The organism is Bradyrhizobium centrolobii (genome assembly GCF_001641635.1).
GTDB classification, from domain to species: domain Bacteria; phylum Pseudomonadota; class Alphaproteobacteria; order Rhizobiales; family Xanthobacteraceae; genus Bradyrhizobium; species Bradyrhizobium centrolobii.
In genome coordinates, this window is the sequence record NZ_LUUB01000028.1 from 14256 (window position 1) to 41015 (window position 26760).

The following is a 26760-nucleotide window of genomic DNA, read 5'->3' on the forward strand; positions in this document are numbered from 1 at the left end:
GGCGGGCGCGGCGGCGCCCGCGCGGCCGCCAAAGACCATCATCACGATAGTGATCGCGATGCGCAGCACGAAGCGAAGGATGATGTTCATCTGCGATACCTTTCGTTGAGTGGGTTGCGGCGTCAGTTCAACTGCGCCATCAGCGCATCGGCGCCTTTGTCGACGCCGGCTGTGGCGGCCGCGAGCGAGCCGACGCTGGCCTTGATGTCGTAGGCGCCCGGGTACTGCTTGGTGACGTAGGCGCTAAGCAGGCGCGAGGTCGCGGCGTCGAAGATCTCGACGCCGTAGATGACCGAGCCGGTCATCATCCCCTCGCCGTCGCGCGCGGCCTGCACGCCGTTATAGACCGCGCCGGCGAGATCGAAGCGGGAGAGCGTGCCGAGCACCGGCGTGTTGGTGACGGCGCCGGTGAGCGTCAGCCGGATCCGCAGCGTGTTCGGCCCGCGCTCGCGCACGAGCGCGAAGCGGCCGCGCAAGCGGTCGGCGAAGCGGGTTTGCATGTAGGCGGCGAGCGTCGCCTTGTCCTTGTCGGACATGTCGCCGAACTGATGATCCCTGCCGCGGTAGATCACGACCGGTTCGAGGATCACCCTGTTATAGGCGCGCCAATCAACCGCCGTTGAATAGCGGTAGGGCACGCGGCCGGAAGCGTCCGACCTGTCCGGCGCCATGTAGGCTGAGGACGCCATCTCCGAATAGGGCACGGGCGCGACCGAGGCGCAGCCGACCACGACCGCGCACAGCAATAGCGTTCCCAGACCGCGCAGGGCGATCGAGCGATCCATTCCAGACTCCTCTTGCGGCTTTTAGGTAAGGCAATGGCGACCGCAGCCGCGTGCGGGACCAGACGCGGCTGCGGCGCTCACCATCGCCGGCTCAAGGCATCGTCCGGGGCCATCTCAGACGCCTTGGGCCGCCTCAGTGTTTCCACTTATAAAACCGACCAGTTGGTTTGTAAAGTACCGAAATGACGGCCTGACGCATTTGGCCACAGGCGCGGCTTTGGGCAGCGATCGGTCGGAGACTGTTAACGATGAATCAGGCGCGCTTGCGCGGCCTTGCGGTCTTTGCCGCCGGCGCAGCGGCCTTGACGCTGCGCGACCTCGTCGGCTTTTCCAGCGTGCTCCACTGGCTGTCGTCGAGCAGGCGTTCGAACAGGCGTTCGCGCTCCGCCTTGGGCAGCGGCGACATGCCGAACAGCGCGCCCAGCAGGAGGCCGCGCGCCGCGGCCCAGCGCAGCATTGCGAGATCCGGGTCCGTGGCCTCGGCCTTGATCGCCGCGATCGTCTTTTCATCGCTCGCGCGGGGCATGGCCATCAGGTCGGGATTCTCGACCATCGCCGCGAGCAGTGCGAGCGCGGCCGAATTCGGCGCGTTGACGGCTTCCCGCACCGTGGCGATCTCTGTGGCGAGCTCGGGATTTGCAGACTCCGCGCGCGCCTTCGCGCGGTAAGGCGTCGAGAACTCCTCGAAGCGCGCCATCTCCCGCTCGAGCAGCGCCTTCAGCACCGCTTCCTTGGTGCGGAACTGGTGCATCACGCCGCCCTTGCTGAGGCCGCTCTCGCGCGCAATCGCGTCGAGCGTCAGCCGGCCCGGCCCGTCGCGCGCGATGATGGCTAGGGCCGCATCGAGCGCAGCGTTGCGGGATCGTTCGGAGCGCGTCGCATTGTCCATGCCCCGACTTGTCTCCGTGACAAGAGAATGAATCAAGTGAAAACAGGACGCGCTGTACATTTTTTGTGCGATCGCTGTCGAGACTTTCATCTTGCGGCGCCGAATGCGACTGTGTGAGCCTCGATACTGGATGGGGACTGGGATGGGCCGGCCGTAGCTTTGCGCGCGAGGACGTTGCGAAGCGTTTACGGCTGGTCTCGCTTGAGAAAGATACGACATGCCAAAACGAGTGTTGCTTGGTCTCCTCCTGGCTTGCGGTCTCACGGCTTCGGCGCTGGCGCAAGAGCCGAAGACAGGGGGCGTGATCAATGCGGTGATCCAGCCCGAGCCGCCCGGCCTGATGCTTGCGATGATCCAGAACGGTCCGACCCAGATGGTGTCGGGCAACATCTTTGAGGGACTGCTGCGCTACAGCCCCAAGCTCGAGCCGCAACCCGAGCTCGCCGAGAGCTGGAGCGTCAGCGAGGACGCCAAGACCTACACCTTCAAGCTCAAGAAGGGCGTGACCTGGCATGACGGCAAGCCCTTCACCGCCGCCGACGTGCTGTTCTCGATCGAGATGCTGAGGCAGACGCACGCGCGTGCGCGTAACAACCTCGGGCAGGTCGACAAGGTCGAGGCCCCCGACGACGACACGGTGGTGTTCACGCTGAAGCAGCCGTTCGGCCCCTTCCTCGGCATCTTCGAGGTCGGCTCGATGCCGATGGTGCCGAAGCATCTCTATGAAGGCACCGACTGGAAGACCAACCCCTACAACAACGCGCCGGTCGGCACCGGCCCCTTCATGTTCAAGGAATGGCAGAAGGGCTCGTTCATTCGCCTGGTCAAGAACCCGAACTACCACGAGAAGGGCAAGCCCTATCTCGACGAGATCTACTGGCAGATCATCCCCGACGCCGCCGCGCGCTCGGTGGCGTATGAGACCGGCAAGGTCGACGTGCTGCCCGGCGGCTCGGTCGAGAATTTCGACGTGCCGCGCCTGTCCAAGCTGAAGGACACCTGCGTAACCGGCGCCGGCTGGGAGTTCTTCTCGCCGCTGGCCTGGCTGTGGCTCAACAACCGCCAGGGCCCGCTCGCCGACAAACGGGTGCGGCAGGCGATCATGTATGCGATCGACCGCGATTTTGCCAAGGACGCGATCTGGAACGGGCTTGGCAAGGTCGCCACCGGACCGTCGGCCTCGACCATCAGGTTCTACACCGACGACGTGCCGAAATATCCGTATGACCCGGCCAAGGCCAAGGCGCTGCTGAAGGAAGCCGGCTACAAGGGCGAGAAGATCCGCCTCCTGCCGCTCGCCTATGGCGAGACCTGGCAGCGCTGGGGCGAGGCGGTGAAGCAGAACCTCCAGGACGTCGGCATGAACATCGAGACGATCGCCACCGACGTTGCCGGCGGCAACCAGAAGATCGGCGACTGGGACTACGACATCGCCTTCACCTATCTCTACCAGTACGGCGATCCCGCGCTCGGCGTCGGCCGCAACTACGTCTCCAGTGCCATCGCCAAGGGCCAGATCTTCAACAACGTCGAGGGCTACTCCAATCCCGAGATCGACAAGCTCTTCGCCGACGGCGCGGTCGCAACGCCCGATTCCAGGCGCAAGGAGATCTACGAGAAGGCGCAGAAGATCCTGGTCGACGACGTGCCGGTGGCCTGGATGCTCGAGCTGCAATTCCCGACCATCACGCGCTGCAAGGTCAAGAACCTGATCACCACCGGGATCGGCGTCAATGACGGCTTCAAGGACGCATGGCTCGACAAGTGATGGCGCTTCGCGTCCAATCTCTCGTGCTATAGCTTTTGCCGAATGATTGCTGTTCGAGCCGCCGACAAGGTGCACCTCTCCCGCTTGCGGGGGAGGTCGACGCGCGCCGGGCGATGCGAAGCATCGTCCCAAGCGCGGCGGGTGGGGGCTCTCTCCACTCGGAGACCTTCTCCGCGGAGACACCCCCACCCCTGCCCTCCCCCGCAAGCGGGAGAGGGAGTGCACCGTGATCGCGGTGACACGCAACCCAATCTCACTGCGCTATAGATATGCTCTCCTTCGTCGCTCAGCGTGTCCTCAAGGGCGTGATCGTCCTGCTCGCGATCGTCGTCCTCAATTTCTTCCTGATCCGGCTTGCGCCCGGCGACCCCGCGGTCGTGATGGCGGGCGAGGCCGGCGCCAGCGACCAGGTGTTCGTCAAGCAGCTCAGGGAAAAGTTCGGCCTCGACAAGCCGCTGCCCGAGCAGCTCTTCATCTACGTCAAGGGCGTCGCGACCCTCGATCTCGGCTTCTCCTTCCGCCAGCAGGCGCCGGTATCGAAACTGATCCTCGAACGGCTGCCCGCGACGTTGCTGCTCACGCTGACGGCGTTCGCGATCTCGCTCGCGCTCGGCATCCTGTTCGGCACCTTCGCGGCGCGCTTTGCCGGGACCTGGCTCGACACCGCCGTCACGATCTTCGCGCTGATCTTCTACGCCATGCCGATCTTCTGGGTGGCGCTGATGGGCATCCTTCTGTTCTCCGTCACGTTCGATTGGCTGCCGAGCTTCGGCTACGACACGGTCGGCGGCAATTACACCGGCTTCGCCCACGTGATCGACGTCGCAAAGCACCTGATCATGCCGGCCATGACGCTCGGCCTGTTCTTCATGGCGACCTACACGCGCATGACGCGGGCCTCGATGCTGGAGGTGAAGCGGCTCGACTTCGTCAAGACCGCGCGCGCCAAGGGCCTCAGCGATGCCGTGATCCAGCGCCGCCACGTGCTGCGCAACGCGCTGCTTCCGGTCGTGACGCTCGCGGGCGTGCATTCCGGCACGCTGATCGGCGGCGCCGTCATCACAGAGACCGTGTTCGCCTGGCCCGGCATCGGGCGGCTGATGTACGACGCGCTGTTGCAACGCGACTACAACCTCTTGCTCGGCGTCTTCGTGATCTGCTCCGCCATGGTGCTGATCTTCAACCTCATCACCGACCTCGTCTACCGCCTGGTCGATCCGCGCATCGAATTCGCATCATGAAACAGTTCTGGAAGTCGATGCTGCGCAGCCCGAGCGGCGTCATCGGGCTCATCATCCTGCTCTTTGCGATCGCGGTCGCGGTATTCGGGCCGATGCTATTCCCGAACTCGCCCTGGCGCATGGTGCAGCGGCCGTTCCTGCCGCCCTTCACGCTCTCGACGGTGCCGCTCGGCACCGACGCGCTCGGCCGCGATGTCTTCGCCGGCATGATCTTCGGCGCGCGCGTGTCGCTGCTGGTCGGCCTCATCTCGACGCTGGTGGCGCTGATCGTCGGCGTGCCGATCGGCGCCATGGCGGGCTATTTCGGCGGCAACGTCGACGACGCCCTGATGCGCTTCACCGAATTCTTCCAGACCATTCCGAGCTTCGCGCTCGCGATCGTGCTGGTCGCGATCCTGCAGCCCTCGATCTATTCGATCGTGGCCTCGATCGCCGTGGTGAGCTGGCCGCCGGTCGCCCGCCTCGTCCGCGGCGAGGTGCTGTCGCTGCGCACGCGCGAATATGTCCAGGCCGCCGTCGTCACCGGCCAGAGCAACACCTGGATCATCCTGCGCGAGATCTTGCCGAATGCGCTGTCGCCGGTGATCGTGCTGGCCTCGCTGATGGTCGCAACCGCGATCCTGCTGGAATCCTCGCTGTCGTTCCTCGGCCTCGGCGATCCCAACCTGATCTCCTGGGGTTACATGGTCGGCGCCGGCCGCACCGTGATCCGCCAGGCCTGGTGGATCACCGTGTTTCCCGGCGTCGCGATCCTGATTTCGGTGCTCGGCCTCAACCTGATCGGCGAAGGCCTCAACGACGCGCTCAATCCGCGCCTGTCGCGCGAGGGACGCTGATGATGACCGCGCCGCCCGTCGTCTCGATCAAGAGCCTCAAGATCGCACTGCCGAAGGGCGCCGAGCGGCCGTTTGCGGTCGACGGCGTCTCGCTCGACCTGAAGCCCGGCAAGATCGTCTGCGTCGTCGGTGAATCCGGCTCCGGCAAGTCGATGTGTGCGCATGCGCTAACGGGCCTCTTGCCCGACACGGTGAGTGTCACCTCCGGCGAGATCCAGTTCGAAGGCCGCGACCTGCTCAAGCTCGACGACGACGCCTGGCGCGACCTGCGCGGCCGCCGGCTCGCGATGATTTTTCAGGAGCCGATGACCGCGCTCAATCCGTTGATGCGGATCGGCGACCAGATGGCGGAGATGTTCGAGGCGCACGGCCTGCTCACGCCGAAGGAACGGCGCGCCAAGGCACTGGCGCTGGCGCGCGAGGTCGGCCTGCCCGACCCCGAGCGAATCGTGCGCGCCTATCCGCACCAGCTCTCCGGCGGCCAGCGCCAGCGCGCGATGATCGCGATGGCGCTCGCGCTCGAGCCCGCGGTGCTGGTCGCGGACGAGCCGACCACCGCGCTCGACGTCACCACCCAGGCGCAGATCCTGAAGCTGATCCGCAACCTCCAGCGCAACCGCAAGATGGCGGTGATGTTCATCACCCATGATTTCGGCGTGGTCGCTGATATCGCCGACCAGGTCGTGGTGCTGCGCCACGGCAAGGTCGTTGAGGAAGGCCCCGCCTCCGTCGTCTTCAATGAGCCGCAGCACGACTACACCAAGGCGCTGCTCGCGGCGGTGCCGTCCATGGATCCGCCGGCACGCACACCGCTCGACGATCAGGCCAGGGCCGTCGAGGTAATTGGGCTTGACAAGACCTATGTGACGTCAGGCGGATGGTTCCGCGAGGATCGAAGGGTCGATGCCGCGCGCGAGGTCAACTTCACGATCCTGAAGGGCGAGACGCTCGGCCTCGTCGGCGAGTCCGGCTCCGGCAAGTCCTCGGTGGCCCGCCTCGTGATGCGACTGATCGAGCCCGACCGCGGCACGGTGCGGATCGGCGAGACCGATCTCACCGCGCTCGAAGGTAAGGCGCTCCGTGCCGAGCGCCATCGCATCCAGATGATTTTTCAGGATCCGTTCGCTTCCCTCAATCCGCGGCGCAAGATCGGCAGCATCATCGCCGACGGCCCGATCGCAGCCGGCACCGCGCCGAAGGTGGCGTTCGATCGCGCCCGCGATCTCCTGAAGATGGTCGGCTTGGACGCCGGCGCGCTCGACCGTTACCCGCACGAATTCTCCGGCGGTCAGCGCCAGCGCATCGGCATCGCGCGGGCGCTCGCGCTCGAGCCCGAGATCATCGTCGCCGACGAGGCCGTCTCTGCGCTCGACGTTTCCGTGCAGGCGCAGGTCTTGAGGCTGCTCGAAGATCTCAAGGTGCGCCTCGGCCTGTCGATGCTGTTCATCACCCACGATTTGCGCGTCGCCGCCCAAATCTGCGACCGCATCGCGGTGATGCAGCGCGGCGCCATCGTCGAGCTGAAGCCGACCGCGCAGCTCTTCGCCGCGCCGGAGCACGCCTATACGCGCCAGCTGCTGGCGGCGGTGCCGGGACGGAAAGAGCGCGCGCCGGCGGCATAAGGCGCAGTCGGTCGCCGGGACGATCCGCCCTGGCTGAGTTGGCATCGCTCCGACGCCTGCGAGTGCGAATACGGAGGCACAGCGCCACTTCACATTGCCGGCGCGGGCGTGATTGAAGAGTTTCGCGGCAGCGTTCGCCGCGACGGCGCGTTCTTCGACGAACCGACCAACACGGAGAGCTATCTGGTCGCTGATCCGGCGACGAAGAAAGCCGCCATCATCGACCCGGTATTTGAGCTCGGGTGAGGTGGACACTCGCTCGGTCGAGGCGATGTTGAAGGCCGGCGAAGAGGCGGGGTACCGCCTTTGACCCGGAACTGATATGGGACCGAATCGGACCGTGCGCGCCGGCGCAGTCACGCGCTTTTTATTCTTCGTGACCGCCGCACAGCTTCAAAGCTGCAAGCGACATCCCACTTCAACATCGAATGATTTCCATCATCTCATGATGGACGCCAGTTAATGTTTGGAGTCGACATGGGCGAAGTTATTCAGTTTGTCTCAAGGTCCGAGCGCGAGCGATTGCGCCTCATTAAGGAGGCGCGCGCGATCTATGACAGCATCTTCCCGCCGGCTGCTCCGGTGAGCGCGCAGCAGGACAACGCAACGATCACTCGCGCGGCTAGGGGCAACGACGGGGGCAACCTCTCGTGATCAAGATCATCGCCGTGCTTTGCAGCCTCTCCTCTCCGGCAAATTGCCACGAGCAGATCGTCACCACCTCGGACTTCGCTGACATCTCGGTGCAGTCCTGCCTGATGGGCGCGCCACAGCTCGCCGAATGGATGAACCAGCATCCGGCCGAGCGCCTGGCGGCATGGCGCTGCGTGATCGGCCAGCAGAACGGCAGGGGAATTTAGGTGGAAGGGCGCTTCCCCGGTCGCTACGAGCGGCCTAATCGTAAACGCTGCGGCGACTGACGAGGCTCGAGCGCCACTGGCGCGCCTGAGCACTCGTAACAAAGACGGCAAGAACGTTCAGGACGCGACAACGGCCTACAAGAGGGCGGCCTGTTTCAACGTCACGCTGGTCGTCGAAATTCACCAACTGGATCAGAACGGACGCGGGTGTAGCCGCATTGTCGGGCCTTGACCCGGCAGTCCATCTTTCTGAAGAATGATGGATGCCCGGATCAGGTCCGGGCGTGACAACGTGGTGTCGAGACGTCATGGTCGATAAATCCGGCAAGCAGACAATCGAATACGGCGTTGTGCCCATCGACGTGATGGCATCGATGTCGGGGCTTGACTTCGTCCGCGCGATCTTCGCGAGGCGATTGCCTGAGCCCCCGATCATGCAGACGGTCGAGCCGTTCGACCCGCACGGGCTGCAACGGCTCGACCAAGTTGAGCGGTGACGACAATACACCGCCAGAGTAACATACCCTTTGGCTGCCTGGTCTGAGTATCGTCGACGAGCAAGCAGTAGAAGGGGAAACCGGATGGAAGTCGCCAGCCTCGTTCTTCCCGTGTTCGCGATCATTGTCACCGGTTGGCTGGCCGGGGCGCTCGGCTACCTGTCCCGCTCGCTCGCCGACGCCCTGGTGCATTTTGCCTACAACGTGGCGATGCCGGCGCTGCTGATCGTCACGATCGCCCAGGAGCCGGCACGCAATCTCCTGGAATGGCGCTTTCTGCTCGCATTCGGCGGTGGCTCGCTGCTCTGCTTCGCGCTCGTCTTCCTGGTGGTTCGCGCCAGAAGCGAGCATGATATCGCCAGCAGCACGATCTATGGCATGACGGCAGCGATGACCAATACCGGGTTCGTGGCGCTGCCGATCCTGCACGCCATCTACGGCCAGCCTGCTGTCTTGCCAGCCGCGGTGGCAACGGTGTTCGTGGCAGCCGTGATGTTCCCGATCACGGTCATCCTCCTCGAAAGGCGGGATGCTCGCGGGCCGTCTGCGCACGCTGCCGGACTGGTGAAGCAGATCCTGCTCAATCCGATGGTCCTGTCGACCCTCATCGGTCTCGTGTGGGCGATCACAGGCTTGCCGATTCCGGCGCCGGTCGCTGCCTATCTGAACATGATCGCAGCCGCACTCACGCCCTGCGCGCTCCTTGCCATCGGACTTGGTCTGTCGGTCGAAGGCCTGCGGTCCAAGCTCACGGCAACGTTCGCGCTCGCGACCGTGAAGCTGGTGATCATGCCGCTGATCGTCTACGGACTTTGCGTGGTCTCCGGCCTCAATCCGCTCTACACCGTCGCCGCAGTCGTGTGCGCGGCCGTGCCGACGGCAAAGACCGTGTACGTCCTGGCTCACGAGCACAAGGTCGAGGAGGCGCTGGTCGCGGCCACGGTCTCGATCACGACGATGCTGTCAGTCGGGACATTACTGGTCGCGCTCTACCTGCTTTCCGGATTGGCGACGGGCGTGCGCTAAAGCATGATGAAATTAGGTTCAGTCGGCTGTCCGGGGTTCACCTCTCCCCAACGGGGAGAGGTCGGATTGCGCAGCAATCCGGGTGAGGGGCCGCGGCGTTCGGTAAGTCCGTAACTCACCCGGATCGCATCTTTCGATGCGATCCGACCTCTCCCTACGGGAGAGGTGATCCGAATTCTGGGCTCGCATCGATTCAACCGAAACTCATCCCGCGCTAGGTCACACGTCCGATTGAGCATCGGCAAGAACTTGCCGGCGTCGGCATCGCCGAAATTGCCCTCTACCTGACCGGCGGGTTCGTATTGCGCCAGGTCGGGACCGCGTTGGTCACGCCGACTGACGGCCAGTTGTACGATCCGATCGACGGGGCCGTGACGGTCCCAATGGCCTGTCCAGAGCTTCCGTAGGTCCTGGGTTGCGTTGTTGCCGCCAGTCCGGCGCTCCCATGGGTCGGAGCCACAACAGCGGTGCCATAGCTATGGTGTCTGGCGGACCTGTGCTTCTTCGCCTCGGCAGCGAACGGCGCTATGGCCAGCCCGACAGTGATGAGTGCGGCAATGGCGAGTCTGGTGCTTGTCATGGCTGATCCTTTCATCGACGTGATCCCCACCGGCCGCTCGTCGATCGAACGGGCGCGGTGCGGGCCAGACTGGTAACGCCGCACAGATCGAAATGTGCCGCAACGCAGCGATGCTGCACGATCAACGCCGCTTCGGGCGGCACGCCTTGCGGTTATGCCGCTCCTTCACGGTCGCGACCGCATGCATCATATCCTTGAAGGCCGCGATCGCCTTGTTGTCGCCGATCACGTTCTCGGGATGCACCTCCAGATGCTCGATCACGGCGAGCAGCGCATCTGCGATCTGGCCGATCTGCTTGCCGTAACTGGCGACATCCGACAGAACGTCGCCCTCGACCTCCGGCGCCGAGGATTGCCCGATCGTAATGTTGACGAGGCCGAACCGGCCACCGGCCGGGCTGAAGAACGAGGTGATCGGCTTGATGGTCTGCACGACATCCCCCGACAAGGGCAGCTTGAACACAGGCATGCGACATCCCTTCCTTCACAGCCCGGCGCGCGCGAGACCAGCGCGCCGCGCGGGTCGCTACGTGCGACCGCCCGCCTTCGGATGGACCCGAATCAGCGTTACTGCATTGCCTCGGTGACTTCCCTGGACGCGACTGAGATGACGGGCCCCGAACTGAAGCAACTCCGCAGCGACCTCTCCGACGCCATCGACAGGAAGCTGACCGCGGCCGACATGGCAAAACTGTGCGGATTGTCGGAGAAGGGCGGCGCCGACACCATCCGGCGGTGGGAGGTGAGCGGCCCGACGGTGGCCGCAACCAAGGTGCTGCGCGTGCTCGCGATGGCGAGCGAGCGCTATCCGATCCTGGAGAACTTCAACGTCTTCGATCGCCATGACGTGCGCGAGGAAGACCGCCCCGCCCGGCGCGCGGCGTTCCGCGAGCAGATGCGCGACGAGGTGCGGCGCCGTCTTGGTTAATGAAAGCTGCTTGCAAGTTGCCGGAAGAGCGCAAAGTTAAGCCTTCCTTCATCACTTCTTAAGCCGCCATTAAGCACGAAAATCATTTGCAGCCCAATAAGTTAGGTTGACTGACGCTGTGCCACGGATGTGACAGCATTTTCCTCAAAAGCGAGCTATCTGCGAAAGCAACGACGGCGCGGCAAGCGCGCCTGCCGGGGATGAAGTGTTGGAGTTCAAGACAATGAAGAAGATTCTGTTCGCGACCGTGGCGCTGTTCGTGCTGGGCGCGGCCGCGCCCGCCGTTGGCGCCGATCTCGGCGCGCGCAACTATTACAAGTCGCCCGCGCCGGCCTATGCCGCGCCGATCTACAACTGGACGGGATTCTATCTCGGCGCCCATGTCGGCGGCGCGTTCTCCAGCGACAACAATTTCAACGGCCTCTCTACCGGCAACAACGGCAACGGCCGTTTCCTCGGCGGCGTGCAGGTCGGTGCGGACTGGCAGTTCAACCCGAACTTCGTGGTCGGCCTCGAAGGCCAGTATTCCTGGCTATCCGGCAATGTCGGCGCGGTTTTCCCCGGCGGCTTTGCCTACACCAACGACCAGCGCGGGCTCGGCTCGATCACCGGCCGCGTCGGCTACACCTGGGGCCCGGGCCTCATCTACGTGAAGGGCGGCTACGCCTATTCGGACAACAACGAGAAGGTGACGTTCGGCGGCGTGCCGATCGGCTTCGTCATCGACGGCGATCACCGCAACGGCTACACCGTCGGCGCCGGCCTCGAATACATGTTCGCGCCGAACTGGTCGGCCAAGGCCGAGTACCAGTACTACAATTTCGGCGACGCGCATTTCATCTCGCCCGGCGCGCTGGTGCCGGCCGGCAACTTCACCACCGACGACCACACCTTCAAGGCGGGCGTGAACTACCGCTTCAACTGGGCAAGCCCGGTCGTCGCGCGTTACTGATCGGTTAGCAAAACCTTATCCTGATGAAGGGCCGGCATTGTTGCCGGCCCTTCTTTTTCGCTCTGCGGAACGAGCGCAACCGATTGCGCGAATTGCGATTTTTTAACCGGCGCCGCCGATACTGCCGGCCGCAAAATATAAGCAAGAGCGTTGGGGGAATTTCGATGGCGATCCGTTTGAGTCTGGGCCGCTTCAGGCCTCGTTTCTCGTTGCCGAAATGGGGCGTGCGCGGCAGCCTGTTCGCAGCCTTCGCGGTGATCGCTGGCATGGGTCTCGTGATCTCCGCCGGCGCCGGCTTCGTGTTCAAGCATCTCGGCAACACCATGATGGACCTGAGCGGCCGCGACATTCCGCGCCTCTCCGCAAGCCTTCAGCTCGCCTCGCAAAGCGCAACGCTCGCCGCGCAGGGTCCGGGCCTCCTGGCGTCGGCCTCCGACGAGGCGCTGAACGAACGCACCAAGAAGGTGCAGGAGATCCAGCAGCTCGCCATGGGCAAGCTCGGCGAGATCATCGAGCTCGGCGCCGACCAGCAGATCGCCGGCGCGCTGCGCGACACCGTCAAGAGCATCGACGAGGCGACGCAGAGCCTGGTATCGGCCGCGCGCGAGCGCCTCGAAACCGGCGCGCTGCACGACAAGCAGTATGAAGCGCTGCGCAAGGCGCAGCTCGCCTTCGTCGGCGCAGCCGGTCCTGCGATGCTGGATGCGCAGACGCGCCTCAACGCGATCCTGGGCTCGGCGGAAGTCTCCGCCGACGATGCCACCGAGGCCGCGCGCACCGTCGCGCAGATCTCGACCATCTCCGCCAACGGCAATTTGATGGCTGCCGACATGATGGCGGCGCTGTCGGCCAACAACAGCGACACGCTGGAGGTGATCGAGAAGGAATTCAAGACCACTCGCGACCGCGTCAAGTCGAACCTCGAGGACCTCCCGAACGTTGCCTCGATGCAGGCGGTCCGTGACGCCGTGCAAAAGCTGTTCGCGTTTGGCGAGGGCAAGACCGGCGTGTTCAAGATCCGCCAGAAGGAGCTCGACTCCATCGACTATGGCCAGACCATCCTCGACGAGACGCGCAAGCTCAATGTCGGCCTCGGCATCAGCGTGCAGCAGCTCGTCGACGGCGTGCAGAAGGAAACCAACGCATCGACCTTCCAGGCGCGCCAGGAGATCTCGCTCGCGACCACGGCCATGCTGGCGCTGGGCTTGCTGACGCTGGTCGGCTCGGCCCTGTTCGTCTGGCTCTATGTCGGGCGCAACATCCTGCGCCGGATCGGCTCCCTGCAGCGCGCGATGCAGCTGCTCTCGGCCGGCGATCTCGACACCGAGATCGCGCGCTCGAGGCACAGTGACGAGATCGGCGCGATGACCGACACGCTCCAGGTGTTCCGCCAGAGCATGATCGAGGCCCGCGCGCTGTCGGGCGAGCAGGACAAGGACCGCGCCGCCAAGGCCGAGCGTGCCGCGCGCATGGAGGCGAAGATCGCCGAGTTCGAGGGCATGGTGCGCACCGCACTCGACAATCTCGCGCAGTCGGCCGATTCGATGCAGGCGACCGCGCAGAGCATGTCGAACACGGCCGACCAGTCCAACGCGCTGGTGAACGCGGTTGCTTCCGCCGCCGAGGAGACCTCGGTCAACGTCCAGACCGTGTCGGCCGGCACCGAGCAGCTGTCGTCTTCGATCCAGGAGATCAGCCGCCAGGTGGTCACCTCGGCCGAGATCGCCAAGAAGGCGGTCGGCGAAGCCGGCGCCACCGACACCACCGTGCAGAGCCTCGCCGACAGCGCGAGCCGCATCAGCGTCGTGGTCGACCTGATCCAGACCATTGCCTCTCAGACCAACCTGCTGGCGCTCAACGCCACCATCGAGGCGGCTCGCGCGGGCGAGGCCGGCCGCGGCTTCGCGGTGGTCGCCTCGGAGGTGAAGAGCCTCGCAAGCCAGACAGCAAAGGCGACGGAAGAGATCCGCACCCAGATCGCCAGCATGCAGTCGGTCACGACCTCGGCGGTCGGCGCCATCAGGGGCATCGGCCAGACCATCGGCGAGATCAACGATGTGACCACCGCGATTGCTGCCGCGGTCGAGGAACAGGGTGCGGCAACCCGCGAGATCGCCCGCAACATCCAGCACGCGGCCGGCGGCACCAGCGAGGTCTCCAGCAACATCGTCGGTGTGTCCACCGCTTCCGCCGAAGCCGGCGCTGCCGCCACCGAAGTGCTGAGCGCCTCCGACGCGCTCCGCCGCGAGGCCGACATGCTGCGCGGAGAGATCGACGCGTTCCTCAACAACATGCGGGCGGCGTAAGACGTCGGCCCGTCATTCCGGGGCGGCGTGCAGCACCGAAGCCCGAATCTCGCGCCACAACCTCCGGATTCCGGGTTCGCGGCTTTGCCGCGCCCCGGAATGACTGCTTGTGGAGACGCGTAGCCCGGATCGAGCGAAGCGTAATCCGGGGACCTTTCGCGCAAGATTCCCGGGTTTCGCTTGCACTCTATCCGGGCGACGGAAAAACACCGTCGGTATGACGGCCATGCACGCCGCCTCGCGTCGTTTTTCGGCTGGCGCGGCGCGGCAGGTCGGTTTAAGCGGGTAGCATGCATTCGAAGACCGACACCGTGCAGTCCTCGGCCGAGGCCCTGCGCTACCCCTGGGAACAGCACCCCGGCCCCGAAGAGGTCGTAGAGGTGAAGCCCGGCGTATTGTGGGTGCGGCTCAAGCTGCCGTTCCGCCTCAACCACGTGAACATCTACCTGCTCGCCGACGGCGACGGGTATGCGATGGTTGATGCCGGCTTCGGCAATGAAGAGACGATCGAAGCCTGGACAAAACTGTTCGACGGCCCGCTGAAGGGCGTCAACATCACCCGGCTTATTGTCACCCATTCCCATCCTGACCATGTCGGGCTCGCCGGCTGGATCGTCGAGCGGTTCAACTGCCCGCTGGTGATGTCGCAGGTCGAATACCTGCAATCGGTCTATCACCAGAACTGCGGCACCGAGGAGCGGCGCAACGCGCAGGCGTTGTTCTTCCGCCGCCACGGCATGGACGAGTCGCTCACCGAAAAACTGCTCGGGCGCGGCCAGGATTATCTCAAGCGCGTCTCGGTGCTGCCGCCGTCCTATCGCCGCATCTCGCACGGCGACGAAGTCGTGATCGGCACGCGGCGCTTCAAGGTGATCACCGGCGGCGGGCATGCGCTCGACCAGGTGATGCTCTATTGCGCCGACGACAAGCTGTTCCTGTCCGCCGACCAGGTGCTGAGCAGGATCTCGCCGAATGTCAGCGTCTGGGCGGTCGAGCCCGACCAGAATTCGCTCGGCGAATATCTGGCTTCGCTGGCAAGCCTCACCACCACGCTGCCCTATGACGTGCTGGTGCTGCCCGGCCACGGCGTGCCCTTCTACGGCCTGAAGACCCGCATCAAGCAGCTCGCCGATCATCACGAGGAGCGCTGCCGCCTGATCGCGGAAGCCTGCCGCGAGGTACAGCAGACCTCGCGAGCGTTGGTGCCGGTGGTGTTCAACAAGCACGTGCTGGACGAGCACCAGATGGGCTTCGCCGCCGGCGAACTGGTCGCCCACGTCAACTACATGATTGTCGAGGGCCGGCTGACGGCCGAGACCAAGGACGGCGTGCTCCAGTTCAGGACGACGTGAGCATGGGCTTCGCCTCTCCTCGCTCGCGGGGAGAGGCCGACGCGCGGCGGGTGAGGGGGACTCTCCGCGAGTCCGACTATCACCGTCCCCGTGGAGACGCCCCCTCACCCCAACCCTCTCAGCGCGAGCGAAGCTCGTCGCGGCCCCGTAAGAACGGGGCGAGGGAGGCCACCGTCACTGCGGCGCCAGCTCACTTCATGTTCGCGATCGCGTGCATCGCCGCGATGTAGCCATACGGCCCGAGGCCGCAGATCACGCCCGTCGCCACGAACGAGATCTTCGAGTGGCGGTGATATTCGTCGCGGGCGTGGATGTTGGAGATGTGGACCTCCAACACGGGGCCCTCGAACACCTTGATCGCGTCCATGACCGCGACCGAGGTGAAGGAGAAGCCGGCCGGATTGATGATGATGGCGTCCGCATCCTGCCGCGCCGACTGGATCAGGTCGACGATGACGCCTTCATGGTTGGACTGGTGGAAGGCCACACTGAGCCCGAGCTGGGCGGCATTCTCCTCACAGCTCGTCTTGATCTGATCGAGCGTCGTCGTGCCGTAGATATGCGGCTCACGGATGCCCAGCAGATTCAGGTTGGGACCGTTGAGGATCTTTACGCGTTTCATGGGGCATCCTTTCGCATGGAATATCAGCTGAGCTGACGCCCATGCCCCGTTTTGAAAAGAGGGACCACCGCGCCGGCTCAGCCCGCTCAGGCAATCATGAACGGCTGGACGCGTGGACAAAATGTCCATGCCAGGCGTGGCGACGTGATCGCCTGATCGATCCGGCTTCAGGCGCGCCAAGCCGGCGCTAGCCGCTTGATCCAAATCAAGAATTACGGACGGTCGGCCCGTTATCAATTTGCCCGATCGGCGCGCCCGAAATGTGGGCTGGCGCATAGACATTGGAGCTGGAAAAGCTCTAAAAATAAACGGCCGCGTTGGCCGGGTTCCCTGCAGGTTTTGCCGATGGATTACAGCCAGTTCTTCAATTCCGCCCTTGATCGTCTCCATGCCGAGCGGCGCTACCGCGTGTTCGCCGACCTCGAGCGCATGGCCGGCCGGTTTCCGCATGCGGTCTGGCACTCGCCCAAGGGCAAGCGCGACGTCGTGATCTGGTGCTCCAACGACTATCTCGGCATGGGCCAGCACCCGAAGGTGGTCGGCGCCATGGTCGAGACCGCGACCCGGGTCGGCACCGGCGCCGGCGGCACCCGCAACATCGCCGGCACGCATCATCCGCTGGTGCAGCTCGAGGCCGAGCTCGCCGACCTTCACGGCAAGGAAGCCGCGCTGTTGTTCACCTCGGGCTACGTCTCGAACCAGACCGGGATCGCGACCATCGCCAAGCTCATTCCGAACTGCCTGATCCTGTCGGACGAGCTCAACCACAATTCGATGATCGAGGGCATCCGCCAGTCCGGTTGCGAGCGGATCGTATTCCGCCACAACGATCTCGCCGATCTCGAGGAGCTCTTGAAGGCTGCGGGCCCGAACCGGCCGAAGCTGATCGCCTGCGAGAGCCTTTATTCCATGGACGGCGATGTCGCCCCGCTCGCCAAGATCTGCGATCTCGCCGAGAAGTATGGCGCGATGACCTATGTCGACGAGGTCCACGCGGTCGGCATGTACGGCCCGCGCGGTGGTGGTATCGCCGAGCGTGACGGCGTCATGCACCGCATCGACATCCTTGAAGGCACGCTCGCCAAGGCGTTCGGCTGCCTCGGCGGCTACATCGCCGCCAACGGCCAGATTATCGACGCCGTGCGCTCCTATGCGCCGGGCTTCATCTTCACCACCGCGCTGCCGCCGGCGATCTGCTCGGCCGCGACCGCCGCGATCAAGCATCTGAAGACCTCGAACTGGGAGCGCGAGCGCCACCAGGACCGCGCCGCCCGCGTCAAGGCGATCCTCAACGCCGCCGGCCTGCCGGTGATGTCGAGCGACACCCACATCGTGCCGCTGTTCGTCGGCGATCCCGAGAAGTGCAAGCAGGCCTCCGACCTGCTGCTTGAGCAGCACGGCATCTACATCCAGCCGATCAACTATCCGACGGTCGCCAAGGGCACCGAGCGACTGCGCATCACGCCCTCGCCCTATCACGACGACGGCCTGATCGATCAGCTCGCCGACGCGCTGCTGCAAGTATGGGACCGCCTCGGCCTGCCGCTGCGCGAAAAGTCGCTGGCAGCGGAGTAGGGCCTTCTTCGTAGTCGTCTTGGCGAAAGCCAGGACCCATTACCCCGACTGTCAGTTGCTGCAGCAGGCTGGGTCCACCAGTGTGCCCATAACCGTGTCCTGTGGTTATGGGTCCGGCTTTCGCCAGGACGACGGTGAACGGGCACTGCGCCCCGCGAATCCAACTCTCATCGAGCCCGGGGCTCCCCCTCCCCAGCAAGGGACCAGCAAGGGAGGGAGCGCAGCGGTGCTTGCGGCACCAGGGGGCAAGGCCAGCTCCCCTGTATTCGCGTTAGCCTCGCCAGCGCGATGAAGCTACTGAGTGGCACAGTCTTCCAACCGCTCACTCCGCTCTCGCCGTTCCCTCCCCCCCTTTGCGGGGGAGGTCAGGGAGGGGGGCGCCACACGGGGATTCTCTCGGTATTCCCGAGACCGCCGCACACGGCAGCGCGCTCGCGGCTTAACGACGATGATAGTTCCTAGACTCCCCGGGAAAATCGCTGTCGCTTGCGGCGGCTTAACGCGCTAAATTTGCTCGGAAAATGACATCCGGCGCGGCGTTTCGCGCCGAGGGAGAGCGCGCTCGCCATGCTGCACGACTGGAGCGTGATTGTTGCCGCCTTCGGCTATATCGGCTTCCTGTTCCTGGTGGCGAGCCATGGCGACCGTCGCTCGCGGGCCAGGCCCGGCCGTGCCTCCGGGCTGATCTATCCGCTGTCGCTGGCGATCTACTGCACCTCCTGGACCTTCTTCGGCTCGGTCGGCTTCGCCACCCGCACCTCGACCGACTTCCTCGCGATCTATGTCGGCCCGGTCCTGATGATCGGGCTCGGCACCGGCGTCCTGCGCCGCGTGATCCAGCTCGCCAAGGCCCATAACATCACCTCGACCGCCGACTTTATCGGCGCGCGCTACGGCAAGAGCCAGGCGGTGGCGGCGACCGTGGCGCTGATCGCGATCATCGGCTCGGTGCCCTACATCGCGCTCCAGCTCAAGGCGGTGGCCTCCTCGCTGGAAACGATCCTGAGCGAGGACCAGGCCTTCTCCCACATCCCGATCCTCGGCGACATGGCGCTGATGGTGACGCTGGCGATGGCGGCCTTCGCCGTGCTGTTCGGCACGCGGCAGACCGACGCCACCGAGCACCAGCACGGCCTCATGCTCGCGGTCGCCACCGAATCCATCGTCAAGCTGGTCGCCTTCCTCGCCGCCGGCATCTTCGTCACCTTCTGGATGTTCTCGCCGCACTCGCTGATCGAGCGCGCCTTGAAGACACCGGAAGCGGTGCGCACGATCAACTATTCGCCCTCGATCGGCAACTTCCTCACCATGACGCTGCTGTCGTTCTGCGCGATCATGCTGCTGCCGCGCCAGTTCCACGTCAGCGTGGTCGAGAACTCCTCCGATGCCGAGGTCGGCCGCGCGCGCTGGCTGTTTCCGCTCTATCTCGTCGCCATCAACCTGTTCGTGATCCCGATCGCGCTCGCCGGCCTCGTCAGCTTCCCGTTCGGCGCCATCGATCCCGACATGTATGTGCTGGCGCTGCCGATGGAGGGCGGCGCGGAACTGCTCAGCGTCGCGGTCTTCGTCGGCGGCCTGTCGGCGGCGACCGCGATGGTGATCGTCGAATGCGTCGCGCTCTCCATCATGGTCTCGAACGACCTCGTGGTGCCGCTGGTGCTGCAACGGCGGCCCGAGGGGCGCACCGGCGGCGCCGATTTCAGCGACTTCCTCTTGCGCTCGCGGCGGCTCGCGATCTTCGCCATCATGGTGATGGCCTATTTCTACTACCGCGCGCTCGGCAACACCCAGCTCGCGGCGATCGGCCTGCTCTCCTTTGCCGCCATCACCCAGCTCGCACCCAGCTTCTTCGGCGGCCTGTTGTGGCGGCGGGCGACCGCGCGCGGCGCAATCGGCGGCATGCTCGTCGGCTTCGCGGTATGGGTCTACACGCTGTTCCTGCCGAGCTTCATGGACTCATCGACTTCGGGCATCCTGCTCCTGCAGCACGGGCCGTTCGGCATCGAGGCGCTGCGGCCGCAGGCGCTGTTCGGCACCGACCTGCCGCCGCTCATGCATGGCGTCGCCTGGTCGCTGTCGCTCAACATCCTCACCTATGTGCTGCTGTCGCTGGCGCGCCAGCCGAGCTCCATCGAGCTCGTACAGGCCGACCTGTTCGTCCCGAACACGCTTGCCCCGATCGCCCCGAACTTCCGCCGCTGGCGCACCACCATCACGGTGCAGGACATCCAGGCCACGGTCGCGCAATATCTCGGACCCGACCGCGCGCGACACTCCTTCGAAGCCTTCGCAGCCCGGCGCAACATGCGGCTTGAGCCTGCAGCGCCCGCCGATTTCGAGCTATTGCAGCACGCCGAGCACCTGATCGCCTCCTCGATCGGGGCGGCGTCCTCGCGGCTCGTGATGTCGCTGCTCCTGCGCAAGCGCACGGTTTCCGCGAAGGCCGCGCTAAAACTGCTCGACGATTCCCATGCGGCGCTGCACTTCAACCGCGAGATCCTTCAGACCGCGCTCAACCACGTGCGCCAGGGCATCGCGGTGTTCGACGCCGACCTGCAACTGATCTGCTCCAATCGCCAATTCGGCGATCTCCTGAACGTGCCGTTGCATTTCATCCAGTTCGGCACGCCCTTGCGCGAGATCCTCGAGTTCATGGGCGTGAGCAATCCGTCCGATCCAGTCGAGCGCGAGGCCATGCTGGAGCGGCGGCTTGCGGCCTACACGACCGACAGCGAGCCCTATCTTGAGCGCCTGCCCGACCGGCACATGGTGATCGAAGTGCTCACCAACCGCATGCCCGGCGGCGGCTTCGTCATCACCTTCACCGACGTCACGCCGACGTTCGAGGCGGCGGAAGCGCTGGAGCGTGCCAATGCGACGCTGGAGAAGCGCGTGCGCGACCGCACCGAGGAGCTGACGCGGCTGAACTCGGAACTGGCGCTGGCCAAGAGCACGGCGGAAGACGCCAACATCTCCAAGACGCGCTTCCTGGCGGCCGCCAGCCACGACATTCTCCAGCCGCTGAACGCGGCAAGGCTCTATGTCACGAGCCTGGTCGAACGCCAGCACAACGGCGAGGAGACCCGGCTGGTCGAGAACATCGACGAGTCGCTCCAGGCGATCGAGGAGATCCTCGGCGCGCTCCTGGACATCTCGCGGCTCGATGCCGGCGCGATGACGACCTCGATCTCGAGCTTCAAGATGGCCGACCTGATGCGTTCGCTGGAGATCGAATTCGCGCCGATCGCACGCGCCAAGGGCCTGGAGCTCGTCTTCGTGCCCTGCTCGCTGCCGGTACAATCGGACCGGCTTCTGCTGCGCCGGCTGCTGCAGAACCTGATCTCCAACGCGATCAAATACACCCCGCGCGGGCGCGTGCTGGTCGGCTGCCGCCGCCGCGGTCCGTCGGTCAAGATCTGCGTCTACGACACCGGCGTCGGCATCCCGCCGGTCAAACGCGGCGAGATCTTCAAGGAATTCCACCGCCTCGAGCAGGGCGCGCGGATCGCGCGCGGCCTCGGGCTGGGCCTGTCGATCGTCGAGCGGCTGGCGCGCGTGCTCAAGCATGGCATCGCCATCGACGCCAATGCGGGGGGCGGCTCGGTGTTTTCCGTGATGGTGCCGACGGCGAAGGCGGTGACCCACACCGCGGCCGTGACCAGCGCGACGCCGCTCGCGCGCACGCCGATCGCAGGCGCGCTCATCGTCTGCATCGAGAACGATGCGGCGATCCTCGACGGCATGCGCACGTTGCTGAAGGCCTGGAATGCCGAGGTCATCGCGGTCACCGACCCCGAAGCCGCGATCGCGGCGATTGAGTCCGCCGGCCGCCGCGTCACCGGCCTTCTCGTCGACTATCACCTCGACCGCGGCAACGGCATCGCTGCCATCCGAGACATCCGCCGCCGCTTCGGCGACAGCATCCCCGCGATCCTGATCACCGCCGATCGCAGCCCCGCGGTGCAAATGGCCGCGCGCGAGGAAAAGATCGCGGTGCTGAACAAGCCGGTGAAGCCGGCTTCGCTGCGCGCCCTGCTCGGGCAGTGGCGCACGCAGCAGATGGTGGCGGCGGAGTGAAGCGCGAGGCCGATCAGTGGTCGGTCGATACGCAGGGCGGGGCGTCAAAGGTGACCTCGCCATCCAGCGGGGAGACGCGCGCGGCGGTGTCGAGACGATAAGAGGTTGCCTTCAGGAACTCCACGACGCCGGCTACGAACTCCTCACCACGACCTTCAACATCGCGCTGGTTCACGGCCTGCTGGCGCTCGGGCAGCTCGAGCAGAGCGCGCGTTTGATCGACGACGCGATCCGCCTTGTCGAGCAAAGCGGAGACCATCTGTACATGCCCGAGCTGTTGCGCATGAAAGGCAGGGTCCTCTCATCCCTGCCGCAGCCGAGCAGCGACGCAGCAGAAGTCCATCTCGTGCAGGCGCTGGAACTGAGCCGCCGCCGGGGCGCGACGGCCTGGGAATTGCGAATCGCGATCGATCTTGCGGAGCTCTTCGCCGGACGGCGCCGGCGCAAGGCGGCGAAGCTGTTGCTTCAATCGGCACTCGGAGGCTTCGTCGAGGGTTCGGATACCGCGGATATCAGGGCTGCCACCGAGCTGCTGGGCATGCTGTAACAGACGAACCGGAAGCTCCGTCCGTGCTTCGCGCGCCCCGGAAATGACGGGGCAAGGGTCAGCCCGTCGGCGTGCCCTGGTTCCACTGGCCGCCGGCGATCTTGGCAGCGGCGATCACAGCCTGGGTGCGGCTCTCCACGCCGAGCTTTTGCAGGATCGCCGAGACATGCGCCTTGATGGTCGCCTCGGAGACGCCGAGCTCGTAGGCGATCTGCTTGTTGAGCAGCCCTTCCGACAGCATCATCAGGACCCGCACCTGCTGCGGGGTCAGCGTCACCAGGCGGTCGCGCAGGCGGGTCATGTCGGGATCGGCAGCGGCCGACAAATCAGTGTCGGCCGGAACCCAGACATCGCCGTCCATGATCTTGAGGATGGCGTCGCGCAGCGTCTCGACGCCGAAGCGCTTCGGGATGAAGCCGGAGGCGCCGAAATCGAGCGAGCGGCGGATCGTGGCGCTGTCGTCGGAGGCCGAGACGATGACCACCGGGATCGCCGGATATTGCGCGCGCAGATAGATCAGGCCGGAAAAGCCGGAGATTCCGGGCATCGAGAGGTCGAGCAGTATCAGATCGACCTCGGAAGTCTGTTCCAGGAGCTTGGTCAGGTCCTCGAACGATCCGGCCTCGTCGATCTTCGCCGAGGTCAGAACGCCCGCCACCGCTTGCCGCAGTGCATCGCGGAACAGGGGATGATCGTCGGCAATGACGAGATGGGTGGTGGGAGCGTTCATCGATCTCTTGCTGTGGTTCGCCGGGCCAGTAAGCCGGACCCTCGCCTTGTCAATTCTTTCCCGGCCGGCCGTGGCATGCAAGTGCACATTATCCCTTTGCTGCAAAGGGGTTAATCCGCGGTGCCGGCCCGGGCTACCGGCGGCGTCAGGCCGATGTCAGTGCGCAAGGCCGAAAGTCGTATTGGGACGGGTTTCACGCCGATGTTACCTTGGCGGCAAGATCCGGATCGGCCGGCAGCTCCGGACTTCCGGGACGCGAGGAAACGAATTTTCGGGGAGCGATTGAACATGTCGACAGTGGCTGTGTCTCAGGCAGGCGCGGGGGGGATGACGAAGGACGAACGGTTCGTCATTCTCGCCTCCTCGCTCGGTACCGTCTTCGAGTGGTACGACTTCTACCTCTACGGCTCGCTGGCCGGCATCATCGGCGTGCAATTCTTCTCGGATTATCCGCCAGCCACCCGCGACATCTTCGCGCTGCTGGCCTTCGCGGCAGGCTTCCTGGTGCGCCCGTTCGGCGCCATCGTGTTCGGCCGCGTCGGCGACATCGTCGGCCGCAAATACACCTTCCTCGTCACCATCCTGATCATGGGTCTGTCGACCTTCATCGTCGGCCTGTTGCCGAACGCCGCGACGATCGGGTTCGCGGCTCCCGTGATCCTGATCGCACTGCGCCTCGCCCAGGGTCTCGCCCTCGGCGGCGAGTATGGCGGTGCAGCGACCTATGTCGCCGAGCACGCGCCGAACGGCAAACGCGGCTACTACACCTCCTTCATCCAGACCACCGCGACGCTCGGTCTCTTCCTGTCGCTGCTGGTGATCCTGTTCACCCGCACCGCAACCGGCGAAGCCGACTTCGCCAAGTGGGGCTGGCGTATCCCGTTCCTGGTCTCGGTGCTCCTGCTTGGCGTCTCGGTCTGGATCCGGCTCCGCCTCAATGAATCGCCGATCTTCCAGAAGATGAAGGACGAAGGAAAGAGCTCGAAGGCGCCGCTGACGGAGGCCTTCGCCAACTGGCAGAACGGCAAGCTCGTGCTGCTCGCTCTGCTCGGCGGCACCATGGGCCAGGGCGTGGTCTGGTACACCGGCCAGTTCTACGCGCTGTTCTTCCTGCAATCGATCCTGAAGGTCGACGGTTACACCGCGAATCTGCTGATCGCCTGGTCGCTCTTGCTGGGCACCGGCTTCTTCGTCGTGTTCGGCGCGCTCTCCGACAAGATCGGCCGCAAGCCGATCATCCTCGGCGGCTGCCTGATCGCGGCGCTGACCTTCTTCCCGATCTTCAAGATGATCACCACAAACGCCAACCCGGCGCTGGAAAAAGCGATCGAATCGGGCAAGGTCGAGGTGTGGGCAGATCCCGCGGGCTGCGGCGACCTGTTCAACCCGGTCGGCACCCGCGTCTTCACCGCGCCTTGTGACACCGCGCGCGCCTTCCTGTCCCAGTCGTCGGTCAAATATGTGACGATGCCCGGCGCAGCCGGCTCCGGCGTCAAGGTCGTCGTCAACGGCAAGGAAGTGCCCTACGCCAACGCCAAGGACGGCAACCCGGCCGTCCTCGCGGCGGTGCAGGCGGCCGGTTATCCCAAGGCGGGTGACCCCGGCATCGTGAAGATGTCGAACCCGTTCGACATCTTCCGTCCGCAGGTGGCCGCGATCATCGGCCTGCTGTTCATCCTGGTGATCTTCGTCACGATGGTGTACGGGCCGATCGCGGCGATGCTGGTCGAACTGTTCCCGACCAAGATTCGCTACACCTCGATGTCGCTGCCCTACCACATCGGCAACGGCTGGTTCGGCGGCCTCTTGCCCGCGACCGCGTTTGCGATCGTGGCCTCGACCGGCGACATCTATGCCGGCCTCTGGTACCCGATCGTGTTCGCGGTGATCACCGCAGTGGTCGGCTTCCTGTTCCTGCCCGAGACCAAGGACGTCGACATCAAGGCGACATGATCGGCAATCCGATCCCAGCCAATACAAGCCGGCCGCGGAGCGATCCGCGGCCGGTTTTGCTTTGCCGGCTACTGATTGCTGCCGATGAACTGCAGCACGATCTCGCGCCGGTGCGGGCGCTTGCGGTGCTCGATGAGGTAGATCGCCTGCCACGTGCCGAGTGCAAGCTTGCCGTTCAGGACCGGCACGTTGAGCGAGGTCTGCGTCAGCATCGTCTTGATGTGCGCCGGCATGTCGTCCGGCCCCTCGGTGTCGTGGGTCCAGGGCACATTCTCCGGCGCGAGCCGCGACAGCGCGGTGGTGAGATCGACGAGCACGGAGGGATCGGCATTTTCCTGGATCGTCAGAGAGGCCGAGGTGTGACGGATGAACAGCGTCAGTGCGCCGTCACCGGCGCCGACCTCGGCGATGAACTTCGCGGCGTCGGCGGTGAGATCGGTGAAGCCGCGGCCAGGTGTCGGCACCGTCAGCAATGAGGTGCTGATGGCCGTGGCCTGCACGGTCGATGGTGCGGAGCGCGTGGTCGATGTCATGAAAGGTCTCGTTGTCTCAAATGCCATTGTAGGGTGGGCAAAGCGACTTGTCCGCCGTAGCTCGACGCGCGGAGGCGGAAGCGTGCCCACCTCGTCTGTCGCAATCGCGGAAAGATGGTGGGCACGGCGCTGATGCGCCTTTGCCTACCCTGCGAGGAATCAACGCAGCAGCGAGCGAGCGGGTCCTCAAATCTTCCCCGACACGTCCTTCTGCACGCGGTTGGCCATCTCGATCAGCCGCCGCCATGCTCGTTCAAGGAACGACATCACGCGATCCATGTCCTGGTCGCTCGGCAGCGGAATCTCGATCCTGCGGTCGCCCTCGGCGACCTTCGGCGGAGCCTTCTTCAACTGATCGGATTTCGGCAGCGCCTCGTCGACCTTGCCCGACGCGGTCGGCCCCGCCGCAAGCTCCGCCTTCAGCTTCTCGACCTCGGCCTGGAGCCTGCCGATCTCGGCGTCGAGCGCGGAACGTTCGTCGGGCACCGCGTAGCAGGCCCAGCCGACGCCGTCATTCGTGCATGTCGAAACCGTGCCGGTGCGGGTATCGAGCCGCAGCACACCCTCGGGGATCGGGCTCATCGTGAAGCGGCCGTTTTCATTGTCGGGCGCGGATTGCGCGGCCACCGGCCCTCCGCCAATCGCAAGCATCGCGGCGACCACCGCCGCCAGGGCCCATGGTGTTGCGAATGACGTCGCTGCTGGTTTCATTGCGCTGCTCCACCACGACGCGCCCGTGGCACACTGCAATTCTACACCCCCGCAAAACAACGCGCACGGCCTCGACGCGGAAAACGCACCTGCGGAATCAACGATCGCGACGGTCAGTTTGATCCCGGAAACAGCGGCGAAAGCTCGACTGTGCCGGCATATCGCGACGCAAGCTGCTGCGGTGCGGCGTCACGCTGTGTGCGGCGCTGGCGCGCGCGGCAATATCACCAATCAAATCAACAGCATAACAGAACACGACGCAATCGTGACTTGGCTTGACTTGATTATGAGCGGTCAGTATGGTCCGCGCGGCTTTTAAGGGTGGTGGGCGTAATTTCCATTCAACCGCGACGTTTCGGGTCTTCGTTGC

Annotated in this window: 24 protein-coding genes and 3 pseudogenes; 18 read left to right on the forward strand and 9 right to left on the reverse strand. The window is 65.0% G+C overall.

The window, feature by feature from the left end; genetic code table 11:
• The 3 genes and pseudogenes from AYJ54_RS53855 to AYJ54_RS05095 all read right to left on the reverse strand — a co-directional run.
• A pseudogene (locus tag AYJ54_RS53855) lies at positions 1-90 on the reverse strand (DUF2147 domain-containing protein); the annotation flags it as partial.
• 32 nt (positions 91-122) lie between these two features.
• On the reverse strand, positions 123-785 hold the full coding sequence (locus AYJ54_RS05090; RefSeq protein ID WP_063697049.1) for a DUF3313 domain-containing protein: 663 nt from the start codon (positions 783-785) through the stop codon (positions 123-125).
• A gap of 253 nt (positions 786-1038) precedes the next feature.
• Positions 1039-1674 (reverse strand): TetR/AcrR family transcriptional regulator, encoded by a 636-nt coding sequence (locus tag AYJ54_RS05095; RefSeq protein WP_063697051.1) that lies wholly within the window; start codon positions 1672-1674, stop codon positions 1039-1041.
• 217 nt (positions 1675-1891) lie between these two features.
• Between AYJ54_RS05095 and AYJ54_RS05100 the strand changes: the two genes are divergently transcribed.
• The 9 genes and pseudogenes from AYJ54_RS05100 (at position 1892) to AYJ54_RS05135 (ending at position 9524) form a co-directional block, all read left to right on the forward strand.
• Positions 1892-3442, forward strand: a complete 1551-nt coding sequence (locus tag AYJ54_RS05100; protein WP_063697053.1) for an ABC transporter substrate-binding protein — start codon at positions 1892-1894, stop codon at positions 3440-3442.
• A 269-nt stretch (positions 3443-3711) separates the two neighbouring features.
• Positions 3712-4683: an ABC transporter permease gene (locus AYJ54_RS05105; protein ID WP_063697055.1), complete on the forward strand. Its 972-nt coding sequence runs from the start codon at positions 3712-3714 to the stop codon at positions 4681-4683.
• Positions 4680-5519, forward strand: a complete 840-nt coding sequence (locus tag AYJ54_RS05110; RefSeq protein ID WP_063697057.1) for an ABC transporter permease — start codon at positions 4680-4682, stop codon at positions 5517-5519. Before AYJ54_RS05105 ends, AYJ54_RS05110 begins: the two co-directional genes overlap by 4 nt.
• A gap of 2 nt (positions 5520-5521) precedes the next feature.
• Positions 5522-7141: an ABC transporter ATP-binding protein gene (locus AYJ54_RS05115; protein ID WP_063697150.1), complete on the forward strand. Its 1620-nt coding sequence runs from the start codon at positions 5522-5524 to the stop codon at positions 7139-7141.
• A 111-nt stretch (positions 7142-7252) separates the two neighbouring features.
• A pseudogene (locus AYJ54_RS46715) lies at positions 7253-7442 on the forward strand (hypothetical protein); the annotation flags it as partial.
• A gap of 161 nt (positions 7443-7603) precedes the next feature.
• A complete protein-coding gene (locus AYJ54_RS51680) occupies positions 7604-7795 on the forward strand; it encodes a hypothetical protein (protein WP_063697059.1) in 192 nt (63 codons plus the stop codon).
• Positions 7792-8001 (forward strand): hypothetical protein, encoded by a 210-nt coding sequence (locus AYJ54_RS05125; RefSeq protein WP_063697061.1) that lies wholly within the window; start codon positions 7792-7794, stop codon positions 7999-8001. Before AYJ54_RS51680 ends, AYJ54_RS05125 begins: the two co-directional genes overlap by 4 nt.
• Before the next feature lie 308 nt (positions 8002-8309).
• Positions 8310-8459: pseudogene (locus tag AYJ54_RS05130) on the forward strand (PaaI family thioesterase); the annotation flags it as partial.
• Positions 8460-8582: 123 nt separating this feature from the next.
• Positions 8583-9524 (forward strand): AEC family transporter, encoded by a 942-nt coding sequence (locus AYJ54_RS05135; protein WP_063697064.1) that lies wholly within the window; start codon positions 8583-8585, stop codon positions 9522-9524.
• A 280-nt stretch (positions 9525-9804) separates the two neighbouring features.
• Here the strand turns inward: AYJ54_RS05135 and AYJ54_RS51985 are convergent, their stop codons facing one another.
• Both AYJ54_RS51985 and AYJ54_RS05140 read right to left on the reverse strand, forming a co-directional pair.
• Positions 9805-10104: a hypothetical protein gene (locus tag AYJ54_RS51985; RefSeq protein WP_082905491.1), complete on the reverse strand. Its 300-nt coding sequence runs from the start codon at positions 10102-10104 to the stop codon at positions 9805-9807.
• Positions 10105-10225: 121 nt separating this feature from the next.
• Positions 10226-10573: a hypothetical protein gene (locus AYJ54_RS05140; RefSeq protein ID WP_063697066.1), complete on the reverse strand. Its 348-nt coding sequence runs from the start codon at positions 10571-10573 to the stop codon at positions 10226-10228.
• 138 nt (positions 10574-10711) lie between these two features.
• On the opposite strand from AYJ54_RS05140, the gene AYJ54_RS05145 reads away from it, so the two are divergent.
• The 4 genes from AYJ54_RS05145 (at position 10712) to AYJ54_RS05160 (ending at position 15642) form a co-directional block, all read left to right on the forward strand.
• Positions 10712-11032, forward strand: a complete 321-nt coding sequence (locus tag AYJ54_RS05145; protein ID WP_063697068.1) for a helix-turn-helix domain-containing protein — start codon at positions 10712-10714, stop codon at positions 11030-11032.
• A 223-nt stretch (positions 11033-11255) separates the two neighbouring features.
• Complete coding sequence (locus AYJ54_RS05150) at positions 11256-11984, forward strand: outer membrane protein (protein ID WP_063697152.1); 729 nt, start codon at positions 11256-11258, stop codon at positions 11982-11984.
• A 164-nt stretch (positions 11985-12148) separates the two neighbouring features.
• Positions 12149-14290, forward strand: a complete 2142-nt coding sequence (locus tag AYJ54_RS05155) for a methyl-accepting chemotaxis protein (RefSeq protein WP_063697070.1) — start codon at positions 12149-12151, stop codon at positions 14288-14290.
• Between the two features lie 290 nt (positions 14291-14580).
• On the forward strand, positions 14581-15642 hold the full coding sequence (locus AYJ54_RS05160) for an MBL fold metallo-hydrolase (RefSeq protein ID WP_063697072.1): 1062 nt from the start codon (positions 14581-14583) through the stop codon (positions 15640-15642).
• Between the two features lie 190 nt (positions 15643-15832).
• On the opposite strand, the gene aroQ is transcribed toward AYJ54_RS05160, so the two are convergent.
• Positions 15833-16264 (reverse strand): type II 3-dehydroquinate dehydratase, encoded by a 432-nt coding sequence (aroQ, locus tag AYJ54_RS05165; protein WP_063697074.1) that lies wholly within the window; start codon positions 16262-16264, stop codon positions 15833-15835.
• Between the two features lie 345 nt (positions 16265-16609).
• Between aroQ and hemA the strand changes: the two genes are divergently transcribed.
• The 3 genes from hemA (at position 16610) to AYJ54_RS46725 (ending at position 22463) form a co-directional block, all read left to right on the forward strand.
• The gene (gene hemA / locus AYJ54_RS05170; RefSeq protein ID WP_063697076.1) at positions 16610-17839 is read left to right on the forward strand and encodes a 5-aminolevulinate synthase; all 1230 of its coding nucleotides are present in this window, start codon (positions 16610-16612) and stop codon (positions 17837-17839) included.
• A gap of 567 nt (positions 17840-18406) precedes the next feature.
• Positions 18407-21916 carry a PAS domain-containing hybrid sensor histidine kinase/response regulator gene (locus tag AYJ54_RS05175; protein ID WP_063697078.1) on the forward strand — a complete coding sequence of 1170 codons (3510 nt, stop codon included), beginning with the start codon at positions 18407-18409 and terminating at the stop codon, positions 21914-21916.
• Positions 21917-21932: 16 nt separating this feature from the next.
• Complete coding sequence (locus AYJ54_RS46725; RefSeq protein WP_245328897.1) at positions 21933-22463, forward strand: hypothetical protein; 531 nt, start codon at positions 21933-21935, stop codon at positions 22461-22463.
• Between the two features lie 58 nt (positions 22464-22521).
• Here AYJ54_RS46725 and AYJ54_RS05190 read toward each other — a convergent pair whose 3' ends face one another.
• Positions 22522-23193 carry a response regulator gene (locus AYJ54_RS05190; protein WP_063697084.1) on the reverse strand — a complete coding sequence of 224 codons (672 nt, stop codon included), beginning with the start codon at positions 23191-23193 and terminating at the stop codon, positions 22522-22524.
• A gap of 327 nt (positions 23194-23520) precedes the next feature.
• Between AYJ54_RS05190 and AYJ54_RS05195 the strand changes: the two genes are divergently transcribed.
• Positions 23521-25146, forward strand: coding sequence for an MFS transporter (locus AYJ54_RS05195; protein WP_201724136.1), 1626 nt, complete (start codon positions 23521-23523; stop codon positions 25144-25146).
• 68 nt (positions 25147-25214) lie between these two features.
• Here AYJ54_RS05195 and AYJ54_RS05200 read toward each other — a convergent pair whose 3' ends face one another.
• Both AYJ54_RS05200 and AYJ54_RS05205 read right to left on the reverse strand, forming a co-directional pair.
• Positions 25215-25679, reverse strand: coding sequence for a secondary thiamine-phosphate synthase enzyme YjbQ (locus tag AYJ54_RS05200; RefSeq protein ID WP_063697087.1), 465 nt, complete (start codon positions 25677-25679; stop codon positions 25215-25217).
• Between the two features lie 186 nt (positions 25680-25865).
• Positions 25866-26390: a hypothetical protein gene (locus AYJ54_RS05205; RefSeq protein WP_063697089.1), complete on the reverse strand. Its 525-nt coding sequence runs from the start codon at positions 26388-26390 to the stop codon at positions 25866-25868.
• A 25-nt stretch (positions 26391-26415) separates the two neighbouring features.
• Between AYJ54_RS05205 and AYJ54_RS51140 the strand changes: the two genes are divergently transcribed.
• Positions 26416-26709, forward strand: coding sequence for a hypothetical protein (locus AYJ54_RS51140; protein ID WP_201724137.1), 294 nt, complete (start codon positions 26416-26418; stop codon positions 26707-26709).
• Positions 26710-26760: the final 51 nt, after the last annotated feature.

Bases quoted from the DNA above. Each gene is read 5' to 3' on its own strand.
- AYJ54_RS05190 (WP_063697084.1), bottom strand. From the start codon at position 23,193: ATGAACGCTCCCACCACCCATCTCGTCATTGCCGACGATCATCCCCTG.
- AYJ54_RS05110 (WP_063697057.1), top strand. From the start codon at position 4,680: ATGAAACAGTTCTGGAAGTCGATGCTGCGCAGCCCGAGCGGCGTCATC.
- aroQ (WP_063697074.1), bottom strand. From the start codon at position 16,264: ATGAAACGCGTAAAGATCCTCAACGGTCCCAACCTGAATCTGCTGGGC.
- AYJ54_RS05100 (WP_063697053.1), top strand. From the start codon at position 1,892: ATGCCAAAACGAGTGTTGCTTGGTCTCCTCCTGGCTTGCGGTCTCACG.
- AYJ54_RS05160 (WP_063697072.1), top strand. From the start codon at position 14,581: ATGCATTCGAAGACCGACACCGTGCAGTCCTCGGCCGAGGCCCTGCGC.
- AYJ54_RS05145 (WP_063697068.1), top strand. From the start codon at position 10,712: ATGACGGGCCCCGAACTGAAGCAACTCCGCAGCGACCTCTCCGACGCC.
- AYJ54_RS51985 (WP_082905491.1), bottom strand. From the start codon at position 10,104: ATGACAAGCACCAGACTCGCCATTGCCGCACTCATCACTGTCGGGCTG.
- AYJ54_RS05140 (WP_063697066.1), bottom strand. From the start codon at position 10,573: ATGCCTGTGTTCAAGCTGCCCTTGTCGGGGGATGTCGTGCAGACCATC.
- AYJ54_RS05155 (WP_063697070.1), top strand. From the start codon at position 12,149: ATGGCGATCCGTTTGAGTCTGGGCCGCTTCAGGCCTCGTTTCTCGTTG.
- AYJ54_RS05195 (WP_201724136.1), top strand. From the start codon at position 23,521: ATGACGAAGGACGAACGGTTCGTCATTCTCGCCTCCTCGCTCGGTACC.
- AYJ54_RS05150 (WP_063697152.1), top strand. From the start codon at position 11,256: ATGAAGAAGATTCTGTTCGCGACCGTGGCGCTGTTCGTGCTGGGCGCG.
- AYJ54_RS05200 (WP_063697087.1), bottom strand. From the start codon at position 25,679: ATGACATCGACCACGCGCTCCGCACCATCGACCGTGCAGGCCACGGCC.
- AYJ54_RS05175 (WP_063697078.1), top strand. From the start codon at position 18,407: ATGCTGCACGACTGGAGCGTGATTGTTGCCGCCTTCGGCTATATCGGC.
- AYJ54_RS05095 (WP_063697051.1), bottom strand. From the start codon at position 1,674: ATGGACAATGCGACGCGCTCCGAACGATCCCGCAACGCTGCGCTCGAT.
- AYJ54_RS05090 (WP_063697049.1), bottom strand. From the start codon at position 785: ATGGATCGCTCGATCGCCCTGCGCGGTCTGGGAACGCTATTGCTGTGC.
- AYJ54_RS05115 (WP_063697150.1), top strand. From the start codon at position 5,522: ATGACCGCGCCGCCCGTCGTCTCGATCAAGAGCCTCAAGATCGCACTG.
- hemA (WP_063697076.1), top strand. From the start codon at position 16,610: ATGGATTACAGCCAGTTCTTCAATTCCGCCCTTGATCGTCTCCATGCC.
- AYJ54_RS05135 (WP_063697064.1), top strand. From the start codon at position 8,583: ATGGAAGTCGCCAGCCTCGTTCTTCCCGTGTTCGCGATCATTGTCACC.
- AYJ54_RS05205 (WP_063697089.1), bottom strand. From the start codon at position 26,390: ATGAAACCAGCAGCGACGTCATTCGCAACACCATGGGCCCTGGCGGCG.
- AYJ54_RS51680 (WP_063697059.1), top strand. From the start codon at position 7,604: ATGTTTGGAGTCGACATGGGCGAAGTTATTCAGTTTGTCTCAAGGTCC.
- AYJ54_RS05105 (WP_063697055.1), top strand. From the start codon at position 3,712: ATGCTCTCCTTCGTCGCTCAGCGTGTCCTCAAGGGCGTGATCGTCCTG.